This window comes from Kitasatospora sp. NPDC002551, assembly GCF_040296005.1.
In the GTDB taxonomy this organism is placed as follows: domain Bacteria; phylum Actinomycetota; class Actinomycetes; order Streptomycetales; family Streptomycetaceae; genus Kitasatospora.
Map to the genome: position 1 here is coordinate 20,141 of NZ_JBEOWI010000019.1, position 19,310 is coordinate 39,450.

General features: G+C 75.8%; 17 protein-coding genes. 6 read left to right on the top strand and 11 right to left on the bottom strand.

The window, feature by feature from the left end:
• Positions 1–69: 69 nt before the first annotated feature.
• On the bottom strand, positions 70–2,181 hold the full coding sequence (locus tag ABT093_RS18085; RefSeq protein ID WP_350565308.1) for a DNA gyrase/topoisomerase IV subunit B: 2,112 nt from the start codon (positions 2,179–2,181) through the stop codon (positions 70–72).
• A gap of 538 nt (positions 2,182–2,719) precedes the next feature.
• On the opposite strand from ABT093_RS18085, the gene ABT093_RS18090 reads away from it, so the two are divergent.
• Positions 2,720–2,950 (top strand): DUF7455 domain-containing protein, encoded by a 231-nt coding sequence (locus tag ABT093_RS18090; protein ID WP_350565309.1) that lies wholly within the window; start codon positions 2,720–2,722, stop codon positions 2,948–2,950.
• Positions 2,951–3,140: 190 nt separating this feature from the next.
• Here ABT093_RS18090 and ABT093_RS18095 read toward each other — a convergent pair whose 3' ends face one another.
• The 7 genes from ABT093_RS18095 to ABT093_RS18125 form a co-directional block, all read right to left on the bottom strand.
• Positions 3,141–4,067, bottom strand: coding sequence for a S1 family peptidase (locus tag ABT093_RS18095; protein WP_350565311.1), 927 nt, complete (start codon positions 4,065–4,067; stop codon positions 3,141–3,143).
• 220 nt (positions 4,068–4,287) lie between these two features.
• Complete coding sequence (locus ABT093_RS18100; RefSeq protein WP_350565313.1) at positions 4,288–5,940, bottom strand: RNA polymerase sigma factor; 1,653 nt, start codon at positions 5,938–5,940, stop codon at positions 4,288–4,290.
• 565 nt (positions 5,941–6,505) lie between these two features.
• The gene (locus ABT093_RS18105) at positions 6,506–7,435 is read right to left on the bottom strand and encodes a FadR/GntR family transcriptional regulator (protein ID WP_350565315.1); all 930 of its coding nucleotides are present in this window, start codon (positions 7,433–7,435) and stop codon (positions 6,506–6,508) included.
• 109 nt (positions 7,436–7,544) lie between these two features.
• Positions 7,545–8,450 (bottom strand): hypothetical protein, encoded by a 906-nt coding sequence (locus tag ABT093_RS18110; protein ID WP_350565316.1) that lies wholly within the window; start codon positions 8,448–8,450, stop codon positions 7,545–7,547.
• Positions 8,451–8,452: 2 nt separating this feature from the next.
• Positions 8,453–10,012: an ATP-binding cassette domain-containing protein gene (locus ABT093_RS18115; protein WP_350565318.1), complete on the bottom strand. Its 1,560-nt coding sequence runs from the start codon at positions 10,010–10,012 to the stop codon at positions 8,453–8,455.
• A 252-nt stretch (positions 10,013–10,264) separates the two neighbouring features.
• A complete protein-coding gene (locus ABT093_RS18120; protein ID WP_350565320.1) occupies positions 10,265–11,023 on the bottom strand; it encodes an NUDIX hydrolase in 759 nt (252 codons plus the stop codon).
• Between the two features lie 138 nt (positions 11,024–11,161).
• Positions 11,162–13,135 carry an amylo-alpha-1,6-glucosidase gene (locus ABT093_RS18125; protein ID WP_350565322.1) on the bottom strand — a complete coding sequence of 658 codons (1,974 nt, stop codon included), beginning with the start codon at positions 13,133–13,135 and terminating at the stop codon, positions 11,162–11,164.
• A gap of 176 nt (positions 13,136–13,311) precedes the next feature.
• Between ABT093_RS18125 and ABT093_RS18130 the strand changes: the two genes are divergently transcribed.
• Positions 13,312–14,196, top strand: a complete 885-nt coding sequence (locus ABT093_RS18130; protein WP_350565324.1) for an ATP-grasp domain-containing protein — start codon at positions 13,312–13,314, stop codon at positions 14,194–14,196.
• 13 nt (positions 14,197–14,209) lie between these two features.
• On the opposite strand, the gene ABT093_RS18135 is transcribed toward ABT093_RS18130, so the two are convergent.
• The gene (locus ABT093_RS18135; RefSeq protein ID WP_350565326.1) at positions 14,210–15,220 is read right to left on the bottom strand and encodes a PHP domain-containing protein; all 1,011 of its coding nucleotides are present in this window, start codon (positions 15,218–15,220) and stop codon (positions 14,210–14,212) included.
• 74 nt (positions 15,221–15,294) lie between these two features.
• Here ABT093_RS18135 and ABT093_RS18140 point away from each other — a divergent pair, with 74 nt between their 5' ends.
• The 4 genes from ABT093_RS18140 (at position 15,295) to ABT093_RS18155 (ending at position 18,100) form a co-directional block, all read left to right on the top strand.
• Positions 15,295–16,851, top strand: coding sequence for a CYTH and CHAD domain-containing protein (locus tag ABT093_RS18140; RefSeq protein WP_350565327.1), 1,557 nt, complete (start codon positions 15,295–15,297; stop codon positions 16,849–16,851).
• A gap of 128 nt (positions 16,852–16,979) precedes the next feature.
• Positions 16,980–17,144 carry a 50S ribosomal protein L33 gene (gene rpmG / locus ABT093_RS18145; RefSeq protein ID WP_350565329.1) on the top strand — a complete coding sequence of 55 codons (165 nt, stop codon included), beginning with the start codon at positions 16,980–16,982 and terminating at the stop codon, positions 17,142–17,144.
• A gap of 52 nt (positions 17,145–17,196) precedes the next feature.
• Positions 17,197–17,445 carry a type B 50S ribosomal protein L31 gene (locus ABT093_RS18150; protein ID WP_350565331.1) on the top strand — a complete coding sequence of 83 codons (249 nt, stop codon included), beginning with the start codon at positions 17,197–17,199 and terminating at the stop codon, positions 17,443–17,445.
• A gap of 91 nt (positions 17,446–17,536) precedes the next feature.
• Positions 17,537–18,100, top strand: coding sequence for a GNAT family N-acetyltransferase (locus ABT093_RS18155; RefSeq protein ID WP_350565333.1), 564 nt, complete (start codon positions 17,537–17,539; stop codon positions 18,098–18,100).
• A 4-nt stretch (positions 18,101–18,104) separates the two neighbouring features.
• Here ABT093_RS18155 and ABT093_RS18160 read toward each other — a convergent pair whose 3' ends face one another.
• Positions 18,105–18,518 (bottom strand): hypothetical protein, encoded by a 414-nt coding sequence (locus ABT093_RS18160; protein ID WP_350565335.1) that lies wholly within the window; start codon positions 18,516–18,518, stop codon positions 18,105–18,107.
• A gap of 168 nt (positions 18,519–18,686) precedes the next feature.
• The gene (locus ABT093_RS18165) at positions 18,687–19,166 is read right to left on the bottom strand and encodes a DUF7144 family membrane protein (protein WP_350565337.1); all 480 of its coding nucleotides are present in this window, start codon (positions 19,164–19,166) and stop codon (positions 18,687–18,689) included.
• Positions 19,167–19,310 lie beyond the last annotated feature (144 nt).

Consider the following 19,310-nt stretch of genomic DNA (forward strand, 5'->3'; position numbering starts at 1 on the left):
ACCGCCGGTGGAACCTGCGGCACGGGGCCCTCCACCCGTGGGTGGAGGGCCACGTGCCGCCCGGCCGGCTCAGGCGTCGATGCGCGAGCGGTCCAGGGTGGCCGCCGAGTCCACGATGAACTCCTTGCGCGGCGCCACGTCGTTGCCCATCAGCAGGTCGAAGACCTTCTCGGCCTGCTCCAGGTCGCCCAGGTTGATCCGGCGCAGCGTGCGGTGGCGCGGGTCCATGGTGGTCTCCGCCAGCTGGTCGGCGTCCATCTCGCCCAGGCCCTTGTACCGCTGGATCGGGTCCTTCCAGCGCAGGCCCTTGCGCTGGAACTCCAGCAGGGTGGAGCGCAGCTCGGCGTCCGAGTAGGTGTAGTGGTACTTCTCCTGCCCGCGCTTGGGGTTGGTGAGCTCGATCCGGTGCAGCGGCGGCACCGCCGCGAAGACCCGGCCCTGCTCGACCATGGGCCGCATGTAGCGCTGAAACAGCGTCAGCAGCAGGCAGCGGATGTGCGAGCCGTCGACGTCGGCGTCGGCCATGAAGATGACCCGGCCGTAGCGGGCCTGGTCGATGTCGAAGGTGCGGCCCGAACCGGCCCCTATCACCTGGATGATCGCCGCGCACTCGGCGTTCTTGAGCATGTCGCTCACGGACGCCTTCTGCACGTTGAGGATCTTGCCGCGGATCGGGAGCAGCGCCTGGAACTCGGAGTTGCGGGCCAGCTTGGCGGTGCCGAGCGCGGAGTCGCCCTCGACGATGAACAGTTCGCTGCGGTCGACGTCGTCGCTGCGGCAGTCGGCCAGCTTGGCCGGCAGCGAGCTGGTCTCCAGCGCGGTCTTCCGGCGCTGGGCCTCCTTGTGCTGGCGGGCGGCGACCCGGGTGCGGGCGGCGGCCACGACCTTCTCCAGCACCGACCGGGCCTGGAGCTTCTCGTCCTTCTTGGCGGAGGTGAGGAAGGCCTTGAGCTCCTTGGCGACGACGGCCGCGACGATCCGGTTGGCCGCCGAGGTGCCGAGCACCTCCTTGGTCTGGCCCTCGAACTGCGGCTCGGCGAGCCGGACGGTGACCACGGCGGTGAGGCCCTCGGTGGCGTCGTCCTTGGTGATGTCGTCCTCGGCGACGCGCAGCAGCTTGCTCGCGCGCAGCACCTCGTTGACCGTCTTGGCCAGCGAGCGCTCGAAGCCGGTGACGTGGGTGCCGCCCTTGGGGGTGGCGATGATGTTGACGAAGGAGCGCAGCGTGGTGTCGTAGCCGGTGCCCCAGCGCAGCGCGATGTCCACCCCGAGCTGCCGGGTGACCTCGGTGGGCGTCATGTGCCCGAGGTCGTCCAGGACGGGCACGGTCTCCTTGAAGGTGCCCTCGCCGTGCAGCCGCAGCACGTCGCAGATCGGCTTGTCGGGCGCCAGGAACTCGCAGAACTCGGCGATGCCGCCGTCGTAGTGGAAGGTGCTCTCCTCGACCTGGTCGCTCTCGGTGAGACGCTCGTCACGCACGACGATGGTCAGGCCGGGCACCAGGAAGGCGGTCTGCCGGGCCCGGCTGTGCAGGTTCTCCAGGGAGAGCCGGGCGTCCTTGAGGAAGATCTGCCGGTCGGCCCAGTAGCGGATCCGGGTTCCGGTGCGGGTCTTGGGCACCTTGCGGGCCTTCGTCAGGCCGTTGGCCGGCTCGAAGGGGGCGTCCGGGCTGGTCTCGGTGAAGATGCCGGGGGTGCCGCGGCGGAAGCTGATCGCGTGGGTGTGGCCGCCGCGGTCGACCTCGACGTCCAGGCGGGCGGAGAGCGCGTTGACCACGGAGGCGCCGACGCCGTGCAGGCCGCCGGAGGCCGCGTAGGAACCGCCGCCGAACTTGCCGCCGGCGTGCAGCTTGGTCATCACGACCTCGACGCCCGACAGCCCGGTCTTCGGCTCGACGTCCACCGGGATGCCGCGCCCGTTGTCGCGGACCTCGACCGAGGCGTCGTCGTGCAGCACGACCTCGATCCGGTCGCAGTAGCCGCCCAGCGCCTCGTCGACGGAGTTGTCGATGATCTCCCAGAGGCAGTGCATGAGACCCCGGCTGTCGGTCGAGCCGATGTACATGCCGGGGCGCTTGCGGACCGCCTCCAGGCCCTCCAGGACGAGCAGGTGCCGAGCGGTGTAGTTGGAACCGTCGTCGCCGGCCAGCAGAGCGGACGGCACGGTCGTTTCGGCACTCACGCGGCACTCTCCTCGGTCAAGTTCTGTCTCATCGGTCACATCCGGGCGTGCCCGGACCGCCCGCCAGTGCAGCACACCGCACCGACAGCCGTTCCCCTGCGTGTGCGCACCCCTCCGCTGGGTGCACAGCACGGCGGACCGGTCCCGCGCAGCTTGTACGCGCTGCGCGAACAAGGGCCGTGCCGGATTCGGGACGCCGGGGCTCCATCTCCTCCCGGTACCACCGCTCCTGGCGGACCGTGGGACCGGGTGCGGGCTCCGGAACTGCCGTTATGCAGGCTACCGGGGCCCGGGACGGGGCTTATGCTCCAACCCAGCAGAGGATTATGCTACGCGGACTCCAGCATCCGGTTCCGATCGGGCGTTCGAGCGACGGGCGGATCCTGGGATTCGGTACGCATGAACCACCGGCCCCCGGGGCACGTCCTCATCAACACAGCAGAATCCTCAGAGAAGAAAAGCCACGAGCGGGAACGTTTTCGGCCTGGTTGGATGTTGACCCTGGTACGACAGCTCGTCGAGCTAGAGAAGAGGCGACGTGACTACTGTTCTGACACCTGCGAGCCCGCTCACCGCGGCTGACCGCTGCGACCGCTGCGGCGCCCAGGCCTACCTGCGCGTCGTACTCGCCAGCGGCGGAGAGCTGCTCTTCTGCGCCCACCACGGCCGGAAGTTCGAGCCCGAGCTCAAGAAGATCGCCGTGGAGATACAGGACGAGAGCGGCCGCCTGGGTACCACGACCGCCACGGCCTCCGACGACGAGCGCTGATCCAGCGCCCACCGGCAACCAGCGTCGAGCTGCGTGTCCGGCCACGCACCGCGCGTGACCGGGTGAGCCGGGTGACCGCCCCTGCGGGGGCCGGTCGCCCGGCTTCGTCGTTCCCGGGCCGGCTCCGCCCGCCCCTCCGGCCGCAGCCCCGGAGCGCGGCCCGAACGGTCAACACCGGGTGCCCGCGCGGTTACAGAACGGCGCGCACCGCGTCGGTGACCGAGGCGATCCGGGTGTAGACGCCCGGGTGGTCGGCCTCGGCGCAGCCCGTCCCCCAGGAGACCAGCCCGGCGAGCCGGCCGGCGACCACCAGCGGACCGCCGCTGTCCCCCTGGCAGGCGTCCTTGCCGCCCTGCTGCTCGCCCGCGCACACCATGCCCCTGGCGTCGAAGCGCCCGTCCGGCCCGCCCGGGTAGGCCTGGGCGCAGGCCTGGTCGGGGATGATCGGCACGTTCACGCTGCGCAGCTCGGGCGAGTAGTCGCCACGGCCGCTGGTGTCCCCCCAGCCGTACACCTGCGCCCGGTTCCCCGGCCGGTAGGGCTCCGTCTCACCCTGGCCGACCAGGCCGATCACCGGCCGGCTCCCCTGGGACTCGGTGAGGGTGACCACCGCCACGTCGTTCATGTTGGTGGCGAAGGAGTAGTCGGGGTGGACCCAGACGTCGCGCACCGTCACCTCACGGCCGGCCGAGCCGCGCAGGTCGTCCCGGCCGACCACCACCCGCAGGCCCGGCCGGTCCACCTGGTGCCCGGTGGACTCGTCGTAGAAGCAGTGCGCCGCGGTGACCACCTTGGTCGGGGTGACCAGCGCTCCCCCGCAGAACTGGCCCGAGCGGGCGGAGCCGAACTGCTGGCGGCTGCCGAGCGCGACCATCCAGGGGTGGTCGCCGGTGCTCACCGTCCCCCCGCCGACGATCCGGCCCTGCGGCCGGGCCTGGGCGGCCGGGGCCGCCGGGCCGAGGGCGAGCAGCGGCGCGGGCAGCGCGGCCAGCAGCGCCAGCGCGGCGGTCCGGCGCCGCCGGGACACCCGCGCGGCGCCCGGTGCGGCGGATGCGGCGACGGCGGGCGCGGCGGTCGGCAGGTCGGCGCGGTCCGGACGGTCCGGGGTGGGCGACACCGTGTCTCCAGGTGGCTCGGCAGCAGGCAACCGGCACAGCGTAGGTGACCGGCTACGGTCCGCGACCGCTCACCGCCGCGCCGCCACCCGGACGAGGGACAACGGCCACCCGGACGCTGACGCCCACCGGCCCCGAACGGCCGGAAGGCCCGGAGCACGGGGCTCCGGGCCTTCCGGTCGGTACCGAGGAGCGGTACCGGTGATCCGGTGATCCGGTGGATCAGTCCAGGTAGTCGCGCAGCACCTGGGAGCGCGACGGGTGCCGCAGCTTGGACATGGTCTTCGACTCGATCTGGCGGATGCGCTCACGGGTGACCCCGTACACCTTGCCGATCTCGTCCAGCGTCTTCGGCTGACCGTCGGTCAGGCCGAAGCGCATCGAGACCACGCCCGCCTCGCGCTCGGACAGGGTGTCCAGCACCGAGTGCAGCTGCTCCTGGAGCAGGGTGAAGGAGACCGCGTCGGCCGGGACGACCGCCTCGGAGTCCTCGATGAGGTCACCGAACTCGCTGTCGCCGTCCTCGCCCAGCGGGGTGTGCAGCGAGATGGGCTCGCGGCCGTACTTCTGGACCTCGATGACCTTCTCGGGGGTCATGTCGAGTTCCTTGGCCAGCTCCTCCGGGGTGGGCTCGCGGCCCAGGTCCTGGAGCATCTGGCGCTGGACGCGGGCCAGCTTGTTGATGACCTCGACCATGTGCACCGGGATACGGATGGTGCGGGCCTGGTCGGCCATCGCGCGGGTGATCGCCTGGCGGATCCACCAGGTCGCGTAGGTGGAGAACTTGTAGCCCTTGGTGTAGTCGAACTTCTCGACCGCACGGATCAGACCGAGGTTGCCCTCCTGGATGAGGTCCAGGAAGAGCATGCCGCGGCCGGTGTAGCGCTTGGCCAGCGAGACGACCAGGCGGAGGTTGGCCTCCAGCAGGTGGTTCTTGGCGCGGCGGCCGTCCTCGGCGATGATCTCCAGCTCGCGCTTGAGCTTGGGGGCGAGCTTGTCGGCGGCCGAGAGCTTGTCCTCGGCGAACAGGCCGGCCTCGATCCGCTTGGCGAGCTCGACCTCCTGCTCGGCGTTGAGCAGCGGGACCTTGCCGATCTGCTTCAGGTAGTCCTTGACCGGGTCGGCGGTGGCACCGGCGACGGCCACCTGCTGGGCCGGCGCGTCGTCCTCGTCGTCGTCGGAGAGGACGAAGCCCTCCGACTCCTCCTCCGGGGCGTCGCCCTCGGTACCGGGCTTGTCGCCCGGCAGGGCCACCTCCTCCAGCAGCTCCTCCTCGCCGAGCAGCTCCTCGTCGCCCTTGCCCGTCTTGGCGGCGGTGGTCTTCTTGGCGGCGGTCTTCTTGGCCGGCGCCGTGGTCTTCTTGGCGGCGGCCTTCTTGGCCGGCGCGGCCTTCTTCGCCGGGGCCGCCTTCACCTCGGCGCCGGACGCGGCCGTCGCCTCCGCGGTGATCTCGGCGGACACCGTGCTGACCGGCGCGGCGGCGGCCGCGACCGCCGGGGTGGAGATGGTCGCACCGGGCGCGATGCGCACGGGCGGCTTGGTCGGGGCCGACGGGGCGGCCGGGGTCCGGGTGGTGACCGCCTTGGTCGCCGTGCGCTTGGCGGGGCTCTTGGCAGCAACGCTCTTGCGCTTGGCGCCGGCCGGTTCGGCCGCGCTGACCATGAGGTCCACCCCCTCCTCAATCAGCACCTGGTTGAGGCTGCGCATGACGTTCTTCCACTTGGTGACCGGGATCTGGTCCGCCTCGAACGCCTGGCGCACGTCGTCACCGGCGATCTGCCCCTGGGCCTTGCCCCGCTCGATGAGCGCCAGCAGAGCCGCGGACTCGGCGATCTCGGGGGGAAGCGAACGGGATGTGCTGGCCGACACGAACAACCTCTCGGACGATGAGTGGACTCGAACCCGTACCGGCCGCCCGAGCGGGCGGGGAAGGAGATCGCGCGTCGGGCACGCGGTGTCGATTCCGACCGACTCGGGCTTGAGGACTGGGTTTGCAGGACGGCAGCAGCGCCGCGGACCAACACAGCATTCTGACATGTTGGGGTATTCCGGAGCTGCTTCCGCTCAGGACACATCGCTGCTACTCGTCAAGTGTTACGCATGGCCTTCGTGTCGCGGGTCACACCGGACGGCGGCCGCGGCCCGGGGCCGACTTCCATCATCCCCCACGCGCGCCGAAGCCACTCATCATGGACACGCCATCAGGGTCCGGCTCCGGTCCGGCTCCGGTCCGTCTCCGGCTCCGGTTCCGCCCGCCCCGGTCCGCCGGGCGGACGCGCGGAGGCCCCCCGGCTGCACCGTGGCGGCAGCCGGAGGGCCAGGGTCGCGGAGGGGGCGGCGGAAGGCCGCGGGACGGTCGCGGTCGGACGGATCATGGCGGGGGCGGTCCGTGGACGGGTCGCGGGGCGCAGTGGCGGCACCCGGTCGCCGAACGGTCCGCTCAGTGCTCCCGGGGCGCCGGGACGGAGGGCTCCATCTCGGGGTGGACGGTGAGCAGCGAGCGCATCGCGCTCTCGGCGGCGGTGCCGTCGCCGGCGCCGAGCGCGTCGACCAGCCGGGCGTGCAGGCCGACCGAGGACTCCGAGGGCCGCTCGCAGGAGGTGGCCGGACCGCCGGACACCTGGAGCGCGCAGGCGACGATCCCGGAGAGGTGCTCCAGCATCCGGTTGCCCGCCAGCTGCAGGACGAGGCCGTGCAGCTCGGCGTCGGCCCGGGCGTAGGTGGCGAGGTCCGCCTGGGCGCAGGCGTGCCCCATGATCTCGACCAGCTCGGCCAGCCGCTGCTGGACGTCCTCGCGGCCGTGGCCGGCGGCGAGCCGGGAGGCCAGCGGCTCGATCGCCCAGCGGAGTTCGAACAGCTCCCGGCGCTGTTCGTCGCGCTGCGGACCGAAGGCGCGCCACTCGATGATGTCCGGGTCGAGCAGGTTCCAGTCGCTGACCGGGCGGACCCGGGTGCCGACGTTGGGGCGGGCGCTGACCAGGCCCTTGGCCTCCAGCACCCGCAGCGACTCGCGGACGACGGTGCGGGAGACCTCGAACCGCTGGCCGATCTCCTCGGGGACGAGCGGCCGGTCGGCGCCGAGGTCGCCGGAGACGATCATCTGGCCGAGCTGCTGGACGAGCTGGCCGTGCAGGCCGCGGCCACGGCTGCTAGTGGTCTTGCGGCCGACCCGGGCGAGGTCCGACTCGGCACCCTCCCAGCGGGGCGCCGGCGGGGTGGGCCGGTCGTAGGAGAAGCGGTCCAGGTCGGCGGGGCCGGGGATGGCCCCGTCGGCGGAACGGGCGGGGGTCATGGTGGGGTGCGCAAGGGTGTTCACAGGTCCTTTGTCGGCGATCGGCGGGCACAGCTTGAGAATTCTCGTGAAAAGCACACGAAAGGGTGATCGACCGTGACTGGATAATTGACTTCTTATCAGGGCGAAGGGCGCATTCCGGTCACCCTTGGTCGATCTTGACGAACCGCCCCCGCCGGGCGGCGGCTCACAGCGACCGGCGCCTGACCTGCACCAGCAGGGTGACCAGCAGCAACGCGAACGCCGGAGCCGCCACCGCGGCCAGCAGCACCGGATCGGTCAGCGCCGGACCGCCGGCCGCAACCCGGCGGTCCCCGCCGTACACCCATCCGTACGCCCACTCGATCCCGGACTGGAACGGCAGCAGCTCCGCCGCCCGGGCGGGCCAGGCCGTCCCGGTCTGCCGCAGCAGCAGCGCCACCCCGGACTCCAGCAGCGGCGGCAGGGCGCAGAGCAGCAGGACCCCGGCGACCGCGCTGCGGGTCAGCGCGGCGGTCAGCACCCCGGTCCAGCCCGCCACGACCACCAGCAGGACGAACGCCGCCAGCGCGGCCGGCGCCCCGTGCCCGGCCCCCAGGGCCAGCGGCGCCAGCGCCCCCGGCAGTTCGCCGGGGGCGCCGAGACCGGCCGCGTCCAGCGCCTGCGCGACCCGCCCGGACAGCGCGGCCGGGTCCGACCAGGCCGTGACCGCCACCCCGGCCGGCAGCGCCAGGTGCACGGCCACCGCGTCGACCAGCAGCGTCGCGACGGCCAGCGGCGCCGCGAGCGCGCCGGTCACCAGCAGCTTGGCCGCCAGCAGCCCCACCCGGCGCGGATAGCCCACCTGCGAGGCCGCCAGCCCCGGGTGCCGCACCTCGTGCCCGTACGACAGCGCGCCCAGCACCCCGGCCCCCAGCGCCGCGAACGGCAGCGGCACCAGCGGCACCGCCGCGGTCAGCAGCCGCACCGCCGCGGCGCCGCCGAGGTCGCCGTCGGCCGTCTGCCCCGCCAGCACGCCGGCGACCGCGGCGTCGCAGAGCAGCACCAGGCCGAGCAGCAGCCAGGTCGAACGCAGGCCGCGCACCCGGCGCAGCTCGTAGGCCAGAACTCGCACGGTCACTCGCTCCCAAGGTCGGAGGTCACGGGAACAACCACGCCGCCCCGGTCCGGCCCCGCCGGACCGGCGGGCTCGGTGGGCGGGTGCGCGGCGGAGGGGGGTGCGACCCGGCCCAGGCGGACGGTGTCGTCCGTTCTCAGGTCCGCGGCCCGGCCGCTCCGACCGGTCTGGCTGGTCTGGCCGCTCTGGCGGCTCTGGCCCGGGTGGCCGTCCGCCGAGCGGGCGAGGCCGGTCAGCCCCTCCCGGAAGAGCCGGTCCACGGCGACGGTCGGTGAGGCCTCCTCCTCGCGCCGCCGGCCGTCCCCGGCCCCGCGCCGCCCCGCGGCCGGGCGCCGGGGGACGGCCCGGATCCCGCTGCGGGCGGTGAGCGCGGACAGCGCGGTCGCGGCGGAGAACCCGGCCGTGGCCGCGACCGGAAGGGCGAGGGTGGGCCCGGGGTCCCGCTCCCGCTCGGCGGCGGCCGACGGGGCCGCCGCGGCGCTGCCGGGCTCCGTCTTCCCCTGCTCGGCCGTCCGGGCCGCCGCGGCCACCGGCAGCGCCGGCTCCCGCTCCTTCGCCCGCTCCTTCGCGCCGGCGCCCGCCGCCCGGGTCTTCGGCGGGCGGGCCGGTTCGGGCCCGGCCTGCACCTGCAGGTGCCCCGAGCGGCCGGAGCCGGCCGGCAGGGCGGCCCGGGGAGCGGGCTGCTCGGCCACCCGGTCGGCGAGTTCGTGCAGCAGGATGCCGTGCCGGTAGGCGAGCTCGCCGATCTCGGTCCGTCCGATCCCGGCCACCGCGAGCCCCGCCCCGCCGTCCCTGCGGACCTGCGCGCCGCAGCCCGCCAGCAGGTCGGCGAGCCGGGCCATCTGCGGCCCCCGGACGGCGACCTCGGGGCTGAGCCGGGTGCGCCGGAACTCCGCCACCGGCTGGTCGGCCGCCATCCGGCCCTCGTCCAGGGTGATCACCCGGTCGGCGAGCCGGGCGGCCTCCTGCGGCGTGCGGGTGGTGACCAGCACCGTGCCCCCGGCGGCGCCGAAGGAGCGCAGGAAGGAGTGGAACCACTCCACGTTGCGCGGGGAGAGGCCCTCGGTGGGCGCGTCCAGCAGCAGCGTGCCGGGCTCGCCGAGCAGCGCGGCGGCGAGGGCCAGCCGCCGGTGCATGCCCGGCGAGAAGGTGCGCAGGCGCTGGTCGGCGACGGCCGCGAGCCGGATCTGCTCCAGGAGTTCGTCGGCCCGGGAGGCCGGCACGCCGACGGCCGCGGCCAGCATCCTGAGGTGCCCCCGGGCCTTCCGGTCGGGGTGCCCGACGGCCTCCGCCGCCCCCGGCGCGCCGCCCGCTCCGGCGAGGACCACGCCGACCTCGCGCTCGGGCCGGCGCAGCCGTCGGTAGGTACGGCCGGCGAAGAGCGTGACGCCCCGGCCCCGTTCGAGCTCCAGCATCAGCCGCAGCGCGGTGGTCTTGCCCGCTCCCTCGGGGCCGAGCAGCGCCGTCACCGTGCCCGGGCGGGCCTCGAAGGTCAGATCCAGGACCGCCGGCGGAACACCCCGGCGGTAGACCTTGGTCAGTCCGGTGATCTGGATCATCGCTGGCTGCTCCCATGCCCTCGGCCGACCTGGTCCGCGCGGCGCAGGGTCGCGCCCGCACGGTTCCGCGCCAGCACATTAGGGGTCCGCACCGGCGATTCCGGGCATTGCGGGAGCGGCGCGGGCCCGCCGCCCGCACACCTCACCCGATCAGGGGACAATCCGATCCTGCGACCGAGACATCCGGGCGCCACCGGCCCGGACGGTTCCAGCACTCCGGGCGGGACCGTTCAGGACTTCGGCCGAGGCGGTTCAGGACTCCGGGCGCAGCATCGGCGGGTTGAGCACATTGGCCCCGCCGGCGGTGAACAGCTGGGCCGGGCGCCCGCCCTGACGGGTCGTCGTTCCGCCCGAGGGCAGCAGGAAGCCCGGGGTGCCGGTCACCTTGCGGTGGAAGTTCCGCGGGTCCAGCACCACGCCCCAGACCGCCTCGTAGACCCGGCGCAGCTCGCCGACGGTGAACTCGGGCGAGCAGAAGGCGGTCGCGAGCGAGGAGTACTCGATCTTGGAGCGGGCCCGCTCCACCCCGTCCGCCAGGATCAGTCCGTGGTCGAAGGCGAGCGGGACGCCGTCGACCTGGTTCGGGCCGAGGAGTTCGGTGACCGGGGCCCAGCGGGCGCCGCTGGCGTCGCCGCCGGCGCGCGGGGTCGGCAGGTCGGGCGCGAGCACCAGGTAGGCGACGCTGACCACCCGCATCCGGGGGTCGCGCTGGGGGTGGCCGTAGGTGGCGAGCTGTTCCAGGTGGGCGCCGGCGGTGCCGGGCCCGGCCGCGTCGTGGCCGGGGGCGGAGTGGGCGCGCAGGCCGGTCTCCTCGGCCAGCTCCCGCGAGGCGGCCTCGGCCAGGCCCTCGCCGGGGCGCACGAATCCACCGGGGAGCGCCCAGTAGCCCTGGTAGGGCGGCTCGCCCCGGCGGACCAGCAGGGCACAGAGCGCGTGCTCGCGCACCGTCAGCACGACCAGGTCGACCGTGACTGCGAACGGGGGGAAGGCCGACGGGTCATAACGCGACATGGCGACGATCATAGTCGTCTCTCTGACGATAAGCACAGGCCCGCGGAGGGGCCGTGCCGCGGCGGCCCCGGCCGCCCTCCGCCCCGCGCGGGCCGGTGGAACCCGGCCCGCGCCCGGGCGGCGGCAGCGGAGGCGGCGTCAGCGGGCCACCAGCTGGAGCTCGGCGGACGCCTCCTCGACCATCGCCACACCGATCCGGCTGACCCGGACCGAGAACGGTTCGCCGGCCACCCGCAGCCCCGTCAGTTCCAGCTCCCCGAGCGGCGCCGTGCTGGCCGGGCGGACCAGCACCCGCCCGCCGGGGACGTCCGGGCGCACCCCGGCGAGCGCGAACACCGCGTGCGCGGCCCCGGCGGCCGAGACCGCCGCCGGTCGGCAGGCCCCCGGGTGGGGCACCGGCGGGCAGCCGGGCGTCCACTGCTCCCCGGCGTACATCTCGGGCAGCCGGCCCTCGAAGTGGGCGGCGGCGCCGAGCAGCCCCTCCAGCAGGGCCCCGGCCTCGTTCTCGTAGCCGGCCTCCGCGAGCCCGGCGACGGCGAGCGCGGTCTCGTGGACGCGCACCGCCCCGCTGCGGTGGCCCAGCGGGTTGAACCGGGGCGACTTGGCGCTGAGCGTGCGCAGCCCCCAGCCGCTGTCCAGCTCGGGCGCGGCCAGCCGCTGGGCGAGCAGCCTGGTCTGCTCGCGGTCCAGCAGGCTCTCGTGCCGACCGCCCCCGGCGGACAGGCCCGGGTCGAGGAGGTGGACCAGGGAGGCGGCCACGGCGGGCAGCGGCTGGCCGCCCGGGGCGAGCCCGGCGGCGGGACGGCCACCGGAGAGGTCGTCCACCCAGAACCGCTCGCGGAACCGGCCGCGCAGGGCGGCCGCCCAGTCGCGCCACTCCTTTGCCCCGGGCCGCTCGAAGGCCTCCAGGAGTTCGGCGCCGTGCAGGGCGGCCCGGTGCGCCTGGGCCTGCACCTCGGCCCGGGCGGGCACCGGGTGGGCCGAGCGCTCCTCGACGGGGCGGCTCAGGTCGGTGACGAAGCCGTCCACCAGGCCCTCGCGCAGCGCGCCGAGCGCCCGCTCGGCGGCGGGGAGCAGCTCGGCCGCCTCCGCCCGGGGCAGGCCCCAGCGCCAGGCCTCGGCCAGCACGGTGACGAACAGCAGGGTCGCCTCGGTGGCCGTACAGGTCGGCGGCAGCTCGGGACCGCCGTGCCGCAGCGTGCCGGGGAGCAGTCCCTCGGGGCGGCGGGGGCCCTGGCCGGGTGCGGCGGCCGGCTGCTGACGGCGGGCCAGGGCGCGCAGGGTCCCGGCGGCGAGCCGGGTGCCGAGCGGCAGGGTCAGCCGGGCCGCCCATAGCGCGTCGGCCGGGGCGAGGCCGAACCGCCAGGGCGCGCCGGAGGCCAGGTAGAGGTCGGTGGGCCGGTCGGGGTCGGCGAACAGCAGCCCGCCGAGGGAGTCCAGGGAGCGGGACACCACCAGCGCCGCGCGCGGGTCGTCGCAGCGCACCTCGGGCTCGGCCCACGGGAGCGGGACGCCGGTCCCGCGGCCGCCCGGCGGACGCGGGCCGGCCACCGTGCTCTCCAGCCCGGCCCGCAGTTCGACCGACCAGCGCGCACCCGGCTGGAGGTCCAGGTCCCAGCGCAGCACGCCCGCGCCGGCCAGCACCGCGTGCGGCGAGGGCTGGGCGCTGACCGTGGCGCTGTGCGCGGGCCCGGCCCAGCGCAGCCCGGCGGACTGCACCTGGCCGGGCAGGTCCGGGGGCCGCTGTCCGGCGGCGATCTCGCCGACCGGGCCGAGGTCGGTGGCGAGCGCTATCTCCAGCGGCAGGCGGGCCGGGCGACTGCCGGCGTTGCGCACCGTGACGGTCTCCACGCCGTCGGCGTGGCGCAGCCGCTCGACGGTGAGCGCCGGATCCGGGTCGAGGTCGCCGGGCAGGCGCACGGCGCCCAGGAAGCGGGCCTGGGCCGCCGAGGTCAGGGTGCCCTGGAGCGGAAGCGGCTCGACCCCGCCGAGGCGCAGCTCCATCCGGGCCACCACCCGGACGCCGGAGCGGTAGAAGCCGTGCAGGCCGTGTCCGCGCAGCTGGCCGTCGGGGCCCGAGGCGGCCATCGCGGGCGCGTTCACACAGAGCACCGCGTGGTGCGTGGCGGCCGGCTGCGGGCGCGGCGGCGCGGGTGTCCCGGGCGCGGCGCGCCCCCGCCCGTTTCCGGACCCGGCGGACGCGGGGGCCGGACCGCCCGGAGCGCACTTCACACCCCGAGCCGCCGCCTGCGCGATGCTGGATCCCGGGGAACGGGCAGGAGGGTGCGATGAGCACGACCAGGGTCGCCCTGGTGACCAGCGAGGCCGGGCTCGGGCTCGACGAGGACCTGCCGCCCGTCGTGGCGGCGCTGGCCGAGCGCGGGGTGGCGGCGGAACCGGTGGTCTGGGGTGCGGCCCGGACGGCCTGGGAGCGGTTCGACCTGGCGGTCGTCCGCTCGACCTGGGACTACGTGGAGCGGCTCGACGCGTTCCTGGCCTGGGCCGACAGCACGGCGCGCGCCACCCGGCTGTGGAACCCGGCGCCGCTGATCCGGTGGAACAGCGACAAGCACTACCTGCGGGAGCTGGCCGGACGCGGCGTCGCCGTCGTCCCCACCCGGTTCCTCGAACCGGGCGCCCCGTTCGACCCGGCACGGCTGGACGGCCCGGACGGCGTCGTGGTCAAGCCGGCCGTCTCGGCGGGCGCGCTGGACACCGCCCGCTACCCGCCCGGCCACGCCGGGGCCGCCGCCCGGCACGCCCGGGCGCTGCTGGACCGGGGCCGCGGCGTGATGGTCCAGCCGTACCTGCCCCGGGTGGCGGAGGGGGAACGCGCGCTGGTCCTGTTCGGCGGGGTGCTCAGCCACGCGGTCCGCAAGGACCCCCTGCTGACGGAGCCGGGGGTGGTCGACAACGACCGCCACCCGCACCCCGGGGTCGTCCGGTACCGGCCGACCGGGGCGGAGGTCCGCACCGCGCTGGCGGCCCTGGCCGCCCTGCCCTCCGCCCGTCCCCCGCTGTTCGCCCGGGTGGACCTGGTGCTGGACGACCGCGGGGAGCCGGTGGTCCTGGAGGTGGAGCTGGTCGAGCCGAACCTCTTCCTCGACACCGATCCGCAGGCCCCCGCGCGGTTCGCCGACGCGGTGGTGGCGCTCCCGCAACCCCAGAGCTGAGCCCGGCGGACGGTCAGCGGCCCGGCGGCGGCCCGGCCGTCCAGTCCAGCAGCCGCCCCAGCGGCCAGGTGGTCACCAGCCGCTCCGCTCCCAACCCGGCCCTGGCGGCCCGCGCGTAGCCGGTGGACTGCCGGCGCAGCTGCTCGGGCGCGTGGGCGTCGGTGTCCACCGCGAACAGGCAGCCCGCCTCGACCGCCTGCCGCAGCAGGTCGTCGGGCGGGTCGCGCCGCTCGGGGCGGCAGTTGATCTCCACCGCCGTCCCGGACTCGGCGCAGGCCGCGAAGACCTCCCGGGCGTCGAAGCGGGACTGCGGACGGCCGCGGCCGGTGATGATCCGGCCGGTGCAGTGCCCCAGCACGTCGACGTGCGGGCTGCGCGCGGCGGCCACCATGCGGGCCGTCATCGGTCCGGGCTCGGAACGCAGCCCGGAGTGCACCGAGGCCACCACCACGTCGAGCCGGGCGAGCAGTTCCTCCTCCTGGTCGAGGGCGCCGTCCTCCAGGATGTCGCACTCGATGCCGGTCAGCAGCCGCAGGCCCGTGGCGGAGCGGGCGTTGACGGCGGCCACCACGGCCAGTTGCCGGCGTAGCCGGTCGGCGCCGAGTCCGTGGGCGATGGTGAGCCGGGGCGAGTGGTCGGTGAGCACCGCCCAGCGGTGACCGAGCGCACCGGCCGCCTCGGCCATCTCCTCGATCGGGCTGCCGCCGTCGGACCAGTCGGAGTGCAGGTGGCAGTCCCCCAGGCTCGCCGACGCGAGGTCCCAGCCCGCCAGGGCGGCCGGGCCGGTCTCCTCCTCCAGGCGGGCCAGGTACCCGGGCACCGCGCCGGCCGAGGCCTGGGCGATCACCTCGGCGGTGACCGGGCCGACCCCGCGCAGGGCCCGGGCCCGGGCCGCGTCCACCGGTCCGGCCGGCAGGGCGAGGACGGCGTCGGCGGCCGTGTGGAACGCCCGCACCCGGTACGGGGAGGCGTCGCGCCACTCCAGCAGGAAGGCGATCCGCCGCAGCGCTTCGACCGGGTCCATGCCTCCAGTGTTCGCCCCCGGCCCGGCGCGTGCGCGGGCCGCATGACCGGCCCGGTCCGGGGCAGGCGCAGTCCATGGCGACGACGCATGTGGAGACGGAGCGGAAGTACGACGGACCGGCCCTGCCGGAGCGGCTCGACCGGGCACCGGGGGTCGCCGCCGTGGAGCGGGGCGAGCGGCAGGACCTCGACGCGGTCTACTACGACACCCCCGACCTGCGGTTGCTGCGCCGGCGGATCACCCTGCGCCGGCGCTCCGGAGGGGGCGACGCCGGCTGGCACCTCAAACTGCCGATGGACGCGGAAGCCCGGCGGGAGGTCGCACTGCCGCTGGAGGCGGCCGGGCCGGACGGCGTGCCGCAGGAGCTGGCGCTGCTGGTGGCGGCGTACGCGCGCGGCGCCGGGCTCGGGCCGGTGGCGCACCTGTGCACGCACCGGGCGGAAACGGTGCTGCGGGACGACCGGGGCGAGGCCCTGGCACGGATCACCGAGGACCGGGTCACGGCCCGGGTGTGCACCGACGGCCCGCCGGGCGCAGCGGGCGACGGCGCCGGGCCCGATGCGGAGCCGATCGGCTGGACCGAGTTCGAGGTGGAGCTGGACCACGGCCCGGCAGCGCTGCTGGACGCGCTGGACGAGGTGCTCACCGACGCGGGGCTGGTCCGCTCGCCCTGGCCGTCGAAGCTCGCCCGCGTGCTCGGCGGGGAGCCCGCGCCGACCGCGCCCGCCGAGCCGGGGCCCCCGGGTTCGGCCGGCGCCGTGGTGACGGCGGGCCTGCGCGCCCGGGTCGGGGAACTGCTCGTCCTGGACGCGGCCGTGCGGCGCGGGGAGCCGGACTCCGTGCACCGCATGCGGGTCACCGCGCGCCGGCTGCGCAGCCTGCTCAGGGCCCACCGGCGGCTGTTCGACCGGCGCCGCACGCAGGCGCTGTCCGACGGACTGCGGTGGCTGGGGCGGCTGCTCGGCCGTGCCCGGGACCAGGAGGTGCTGGGCGAGCTGCTGGTGGAGCACCTCGACGCCGTACCCGCCCGGCTGCGCGGGGCCGCCCTGCGCGGCCGTCTCACCGAGCGCTACGCCCGGGGCTACCGGGCAGCCTGGCGGGAGGCGGTCTCCGGTCTCGACGGCGCGCGGTACCACGCCCTGCTCGACGAGCTCGACGCCTTCGCCGCCCGGCCGCCGCTGCGCCGCCGGGCCGGCCGGGACGCGCGCGCCTACCTGGCCGCCACCCTGCGGCGCGAGCAGCGGCGGACGACGAAGCGGCTGGACCGGGCGCTGCGCGCGGAGCCCGGCCCGCCGCGCGACCGGGCCCTGCACCGCGCCCGCAAGGCCGCCAAGCGCGCCCGGTACACCGCCGAGGACACCCGGACCGGGGTCCGGCGGCGCGCGGCGAAGCGGGCGGAGACCTTCGCCGCGCGGATGAAGAGGCTGCACAAGGTGCTGGGCGCGCACCAGGACAGCGTGGTGGCCCGGCAGGAGCTGGCCGTGCTCGCCGAGGACCCGGCGGGCCGGGCGGACGGCTTCGCCCTCGGGGTGCTGCACGAGCGGCAGCGGCAGGCGGCGGCGGTGGCCGCCGCGCGGCTGCCGGAGCTGCGCCGCCGGGCGGGCCGGCGGAAGCTGTCGCGGCCGGCCTGAGCGCGCCGCCGGGCGGGCGGGGGCCGGGAATGCGTGGCGGGCGGTGCGCGTTGCAGCCGGTGAAAACGACTTCCATTTCGGCGGAGGGCTTCACGGCCCGCCGCCGCGCGACCCGGGAGGACACCCCCATGGCCCGCAGCGAACTGCGCCCGGTGGTCAAGCTCCGCTCCACCGCGGGCACCGGCTACACCTACGTGACCCGCAAGAACCGCCGCACCGACGCGGACCGGATGGTGCTGCGCAAGTACGACCCGGTCGTGGGCCGGCACGTCGACTTCCGCGAGGAGCGCTGACCCGCCGACCAGCCCGGAACCGACCGAACCGACCCGACCCGAAGGAGAACCCGTGAAGCCCACCGTCCACCCCGCGTACCGGCCCGTCGTCTTCCGCGACAGGAGCGGTGACCTCGCCTTCCTCGCCCGTTCGACGGTCACCGGTGACCGCACCGTCGAGTGGGAGGACGGCCGCACCTACCCGGTGATCGACGTCGAGATCTCCTCGGCGAGCCACCCCTTCTACACCGGGCGGTCCCGCGTCCCCGACACCACCGGCCGCGTCGAGCGCTTCCGCCGGCGCTACGGCGACCGGTACTGACCGCCCCCTCGGCGGGGCCGCACCGCCCGGCCGCGGTGCGGCCCCGCACCGCTCTGGCGGTGGGGGCGCGACGCGGGCCATCATGGCGCCCATGGGGCGACCGAGGGAGAGCATCGACTGCGGGGACTTCACGCTGCGCCGGTGGCGCGGGCAGGAGGACCTCGCCGCGGCGCTGGCGCTGATCGAGGAGTCGCTGGAGCACCTGCGGCCCTGGGAGACCTGGATCGACGGGTACGACGAGGAGTTCACCCGGGGGTTCCTCGACCGCGCGGGCGCGCGCTGGGACGAGGGCGAGGTGTTCAACTACGCCGTCGCCGCCGGGGACGGCACCCTGCTCGGGATGTGCCAGGCCTATCGCGGGGCCGACCCCCGGGGGCCGCGGCTGGGCTACTGGCTGCACCCCGCCGCCACCGGCCGGGGGTTCGCGACCCGGGCGGCGGCGGCCCTGACCGCCGAGGTGTTCGCGCTGCCGGACGTGGAGTTCGTGGAGATCGCCCACGACCTGGCCAACACCGCCAGCGCCGCCGTGCCGCGCCGGCTGGGCTTCCGGGAGGTCCGGCGCGGGCCGGTCGCGCCGCCCGTGGCCCCGGCGGGCAGCGGGACCGAGGTGGTCTGGCGGCTGGAGCGGCCGGCCGACGCGCCGCGGCCGGGGTGAGCCGTCAGACGTGCGGGACGGTCGGGCCGCCGCTCGCGCGGTTGGCGCCGAGCGGGGCGAGGACGGCGGTGGCCGCCGCCAGCGACTCGGCGAGCAGCGCGGCGGTGCGGCTGGCCTCGTAGAGCTGCTCGCGGGCGTCGCGCGCGGTGCGCACGGCCGCGAACCCGCCGTCCCCGGCGGTCCCCGAGGCGATCCGGCCGGCCGCCTGCTCGCTGCTGAGGAACGCCTCGACGTGGTCCAGCAGTTCGGGCAGGCGCGCGGCGAGCCCGGCCAGCGCGCCGACGGTCTCGGCCGCCTCGGCGGCGTGCAGCAGGCCCGGGCGGCCGCCCTGCGGGGCGGTGCCGGCGGCGCGCAGGAGTTCGGCGGCCTCGGCGGCCAGGTGGGCGACGGACAGGTTGGGCGGGACGGGCCGGGTCATCGGGTTCCTCCTCGACGGTGGCGGCGGTGCGGGCCGGCGGAAAGCCCGGCGGTCCGCCGGGAACCTCCCCGACGGACCGTCAGCACCGGCCCGGGGCCCGTCTTCCCGCACCGGCGCGCGTCATGCCACCCGGTTGCGGCCGCGGTGGGCCGGGACCGCGCCGGCCGCTCAGGTCCCGCCGCCGGTCCCGGGCGGCTGCTCGGAGGAATCCGGCGGCCACCGGTCGGGGGTGGCGTAGGCGGTCAGCGCGTAGATGGCCACCACGTCGATCGCGATGATCGTCAGCGACCACACCGGGTAGGAGGGGATGAAGGACATCTGCGCGAAGGCGTTGAGCACCAGGACGGCGACGCCCGCCCACCGGGCCCACTGGGTGCGGACGGCCAGCACGCCGTAGGCGGCGGCCAGTTGCGCGACGGCCAGGGCCAGCATCACCCAGCCCCAGGCCAGCAGGTCGCCGAAGACGAAGTGGGCGTCGCCGATGAAGACGTGCGAGCCGGCGATGGCGGAGATGCCGTCCAGCGCGTTCAGCGAGCCGACCAGCACCAGCAGCACTCCGGCGAAGGTCAGCAGCCCGGAGCCGAGCTGGTCGCCCTTCGCGGACGCCCCGGCCGGCCGGGCGGCGCCGTGGGGAACGGCGGCGGTCATGGTTGCCTCCAGGTGGCGGGTCCGTCGCGGAGACGGCCCTCGGGTACGGACCTCGGTCACGGCCCTCGGTCACGGGCCCGCCCTCGGTCACGGCCTCGGGCAGGCCACGTACCCCACCACTGCGCCACGGCGGCGCCGCCGACG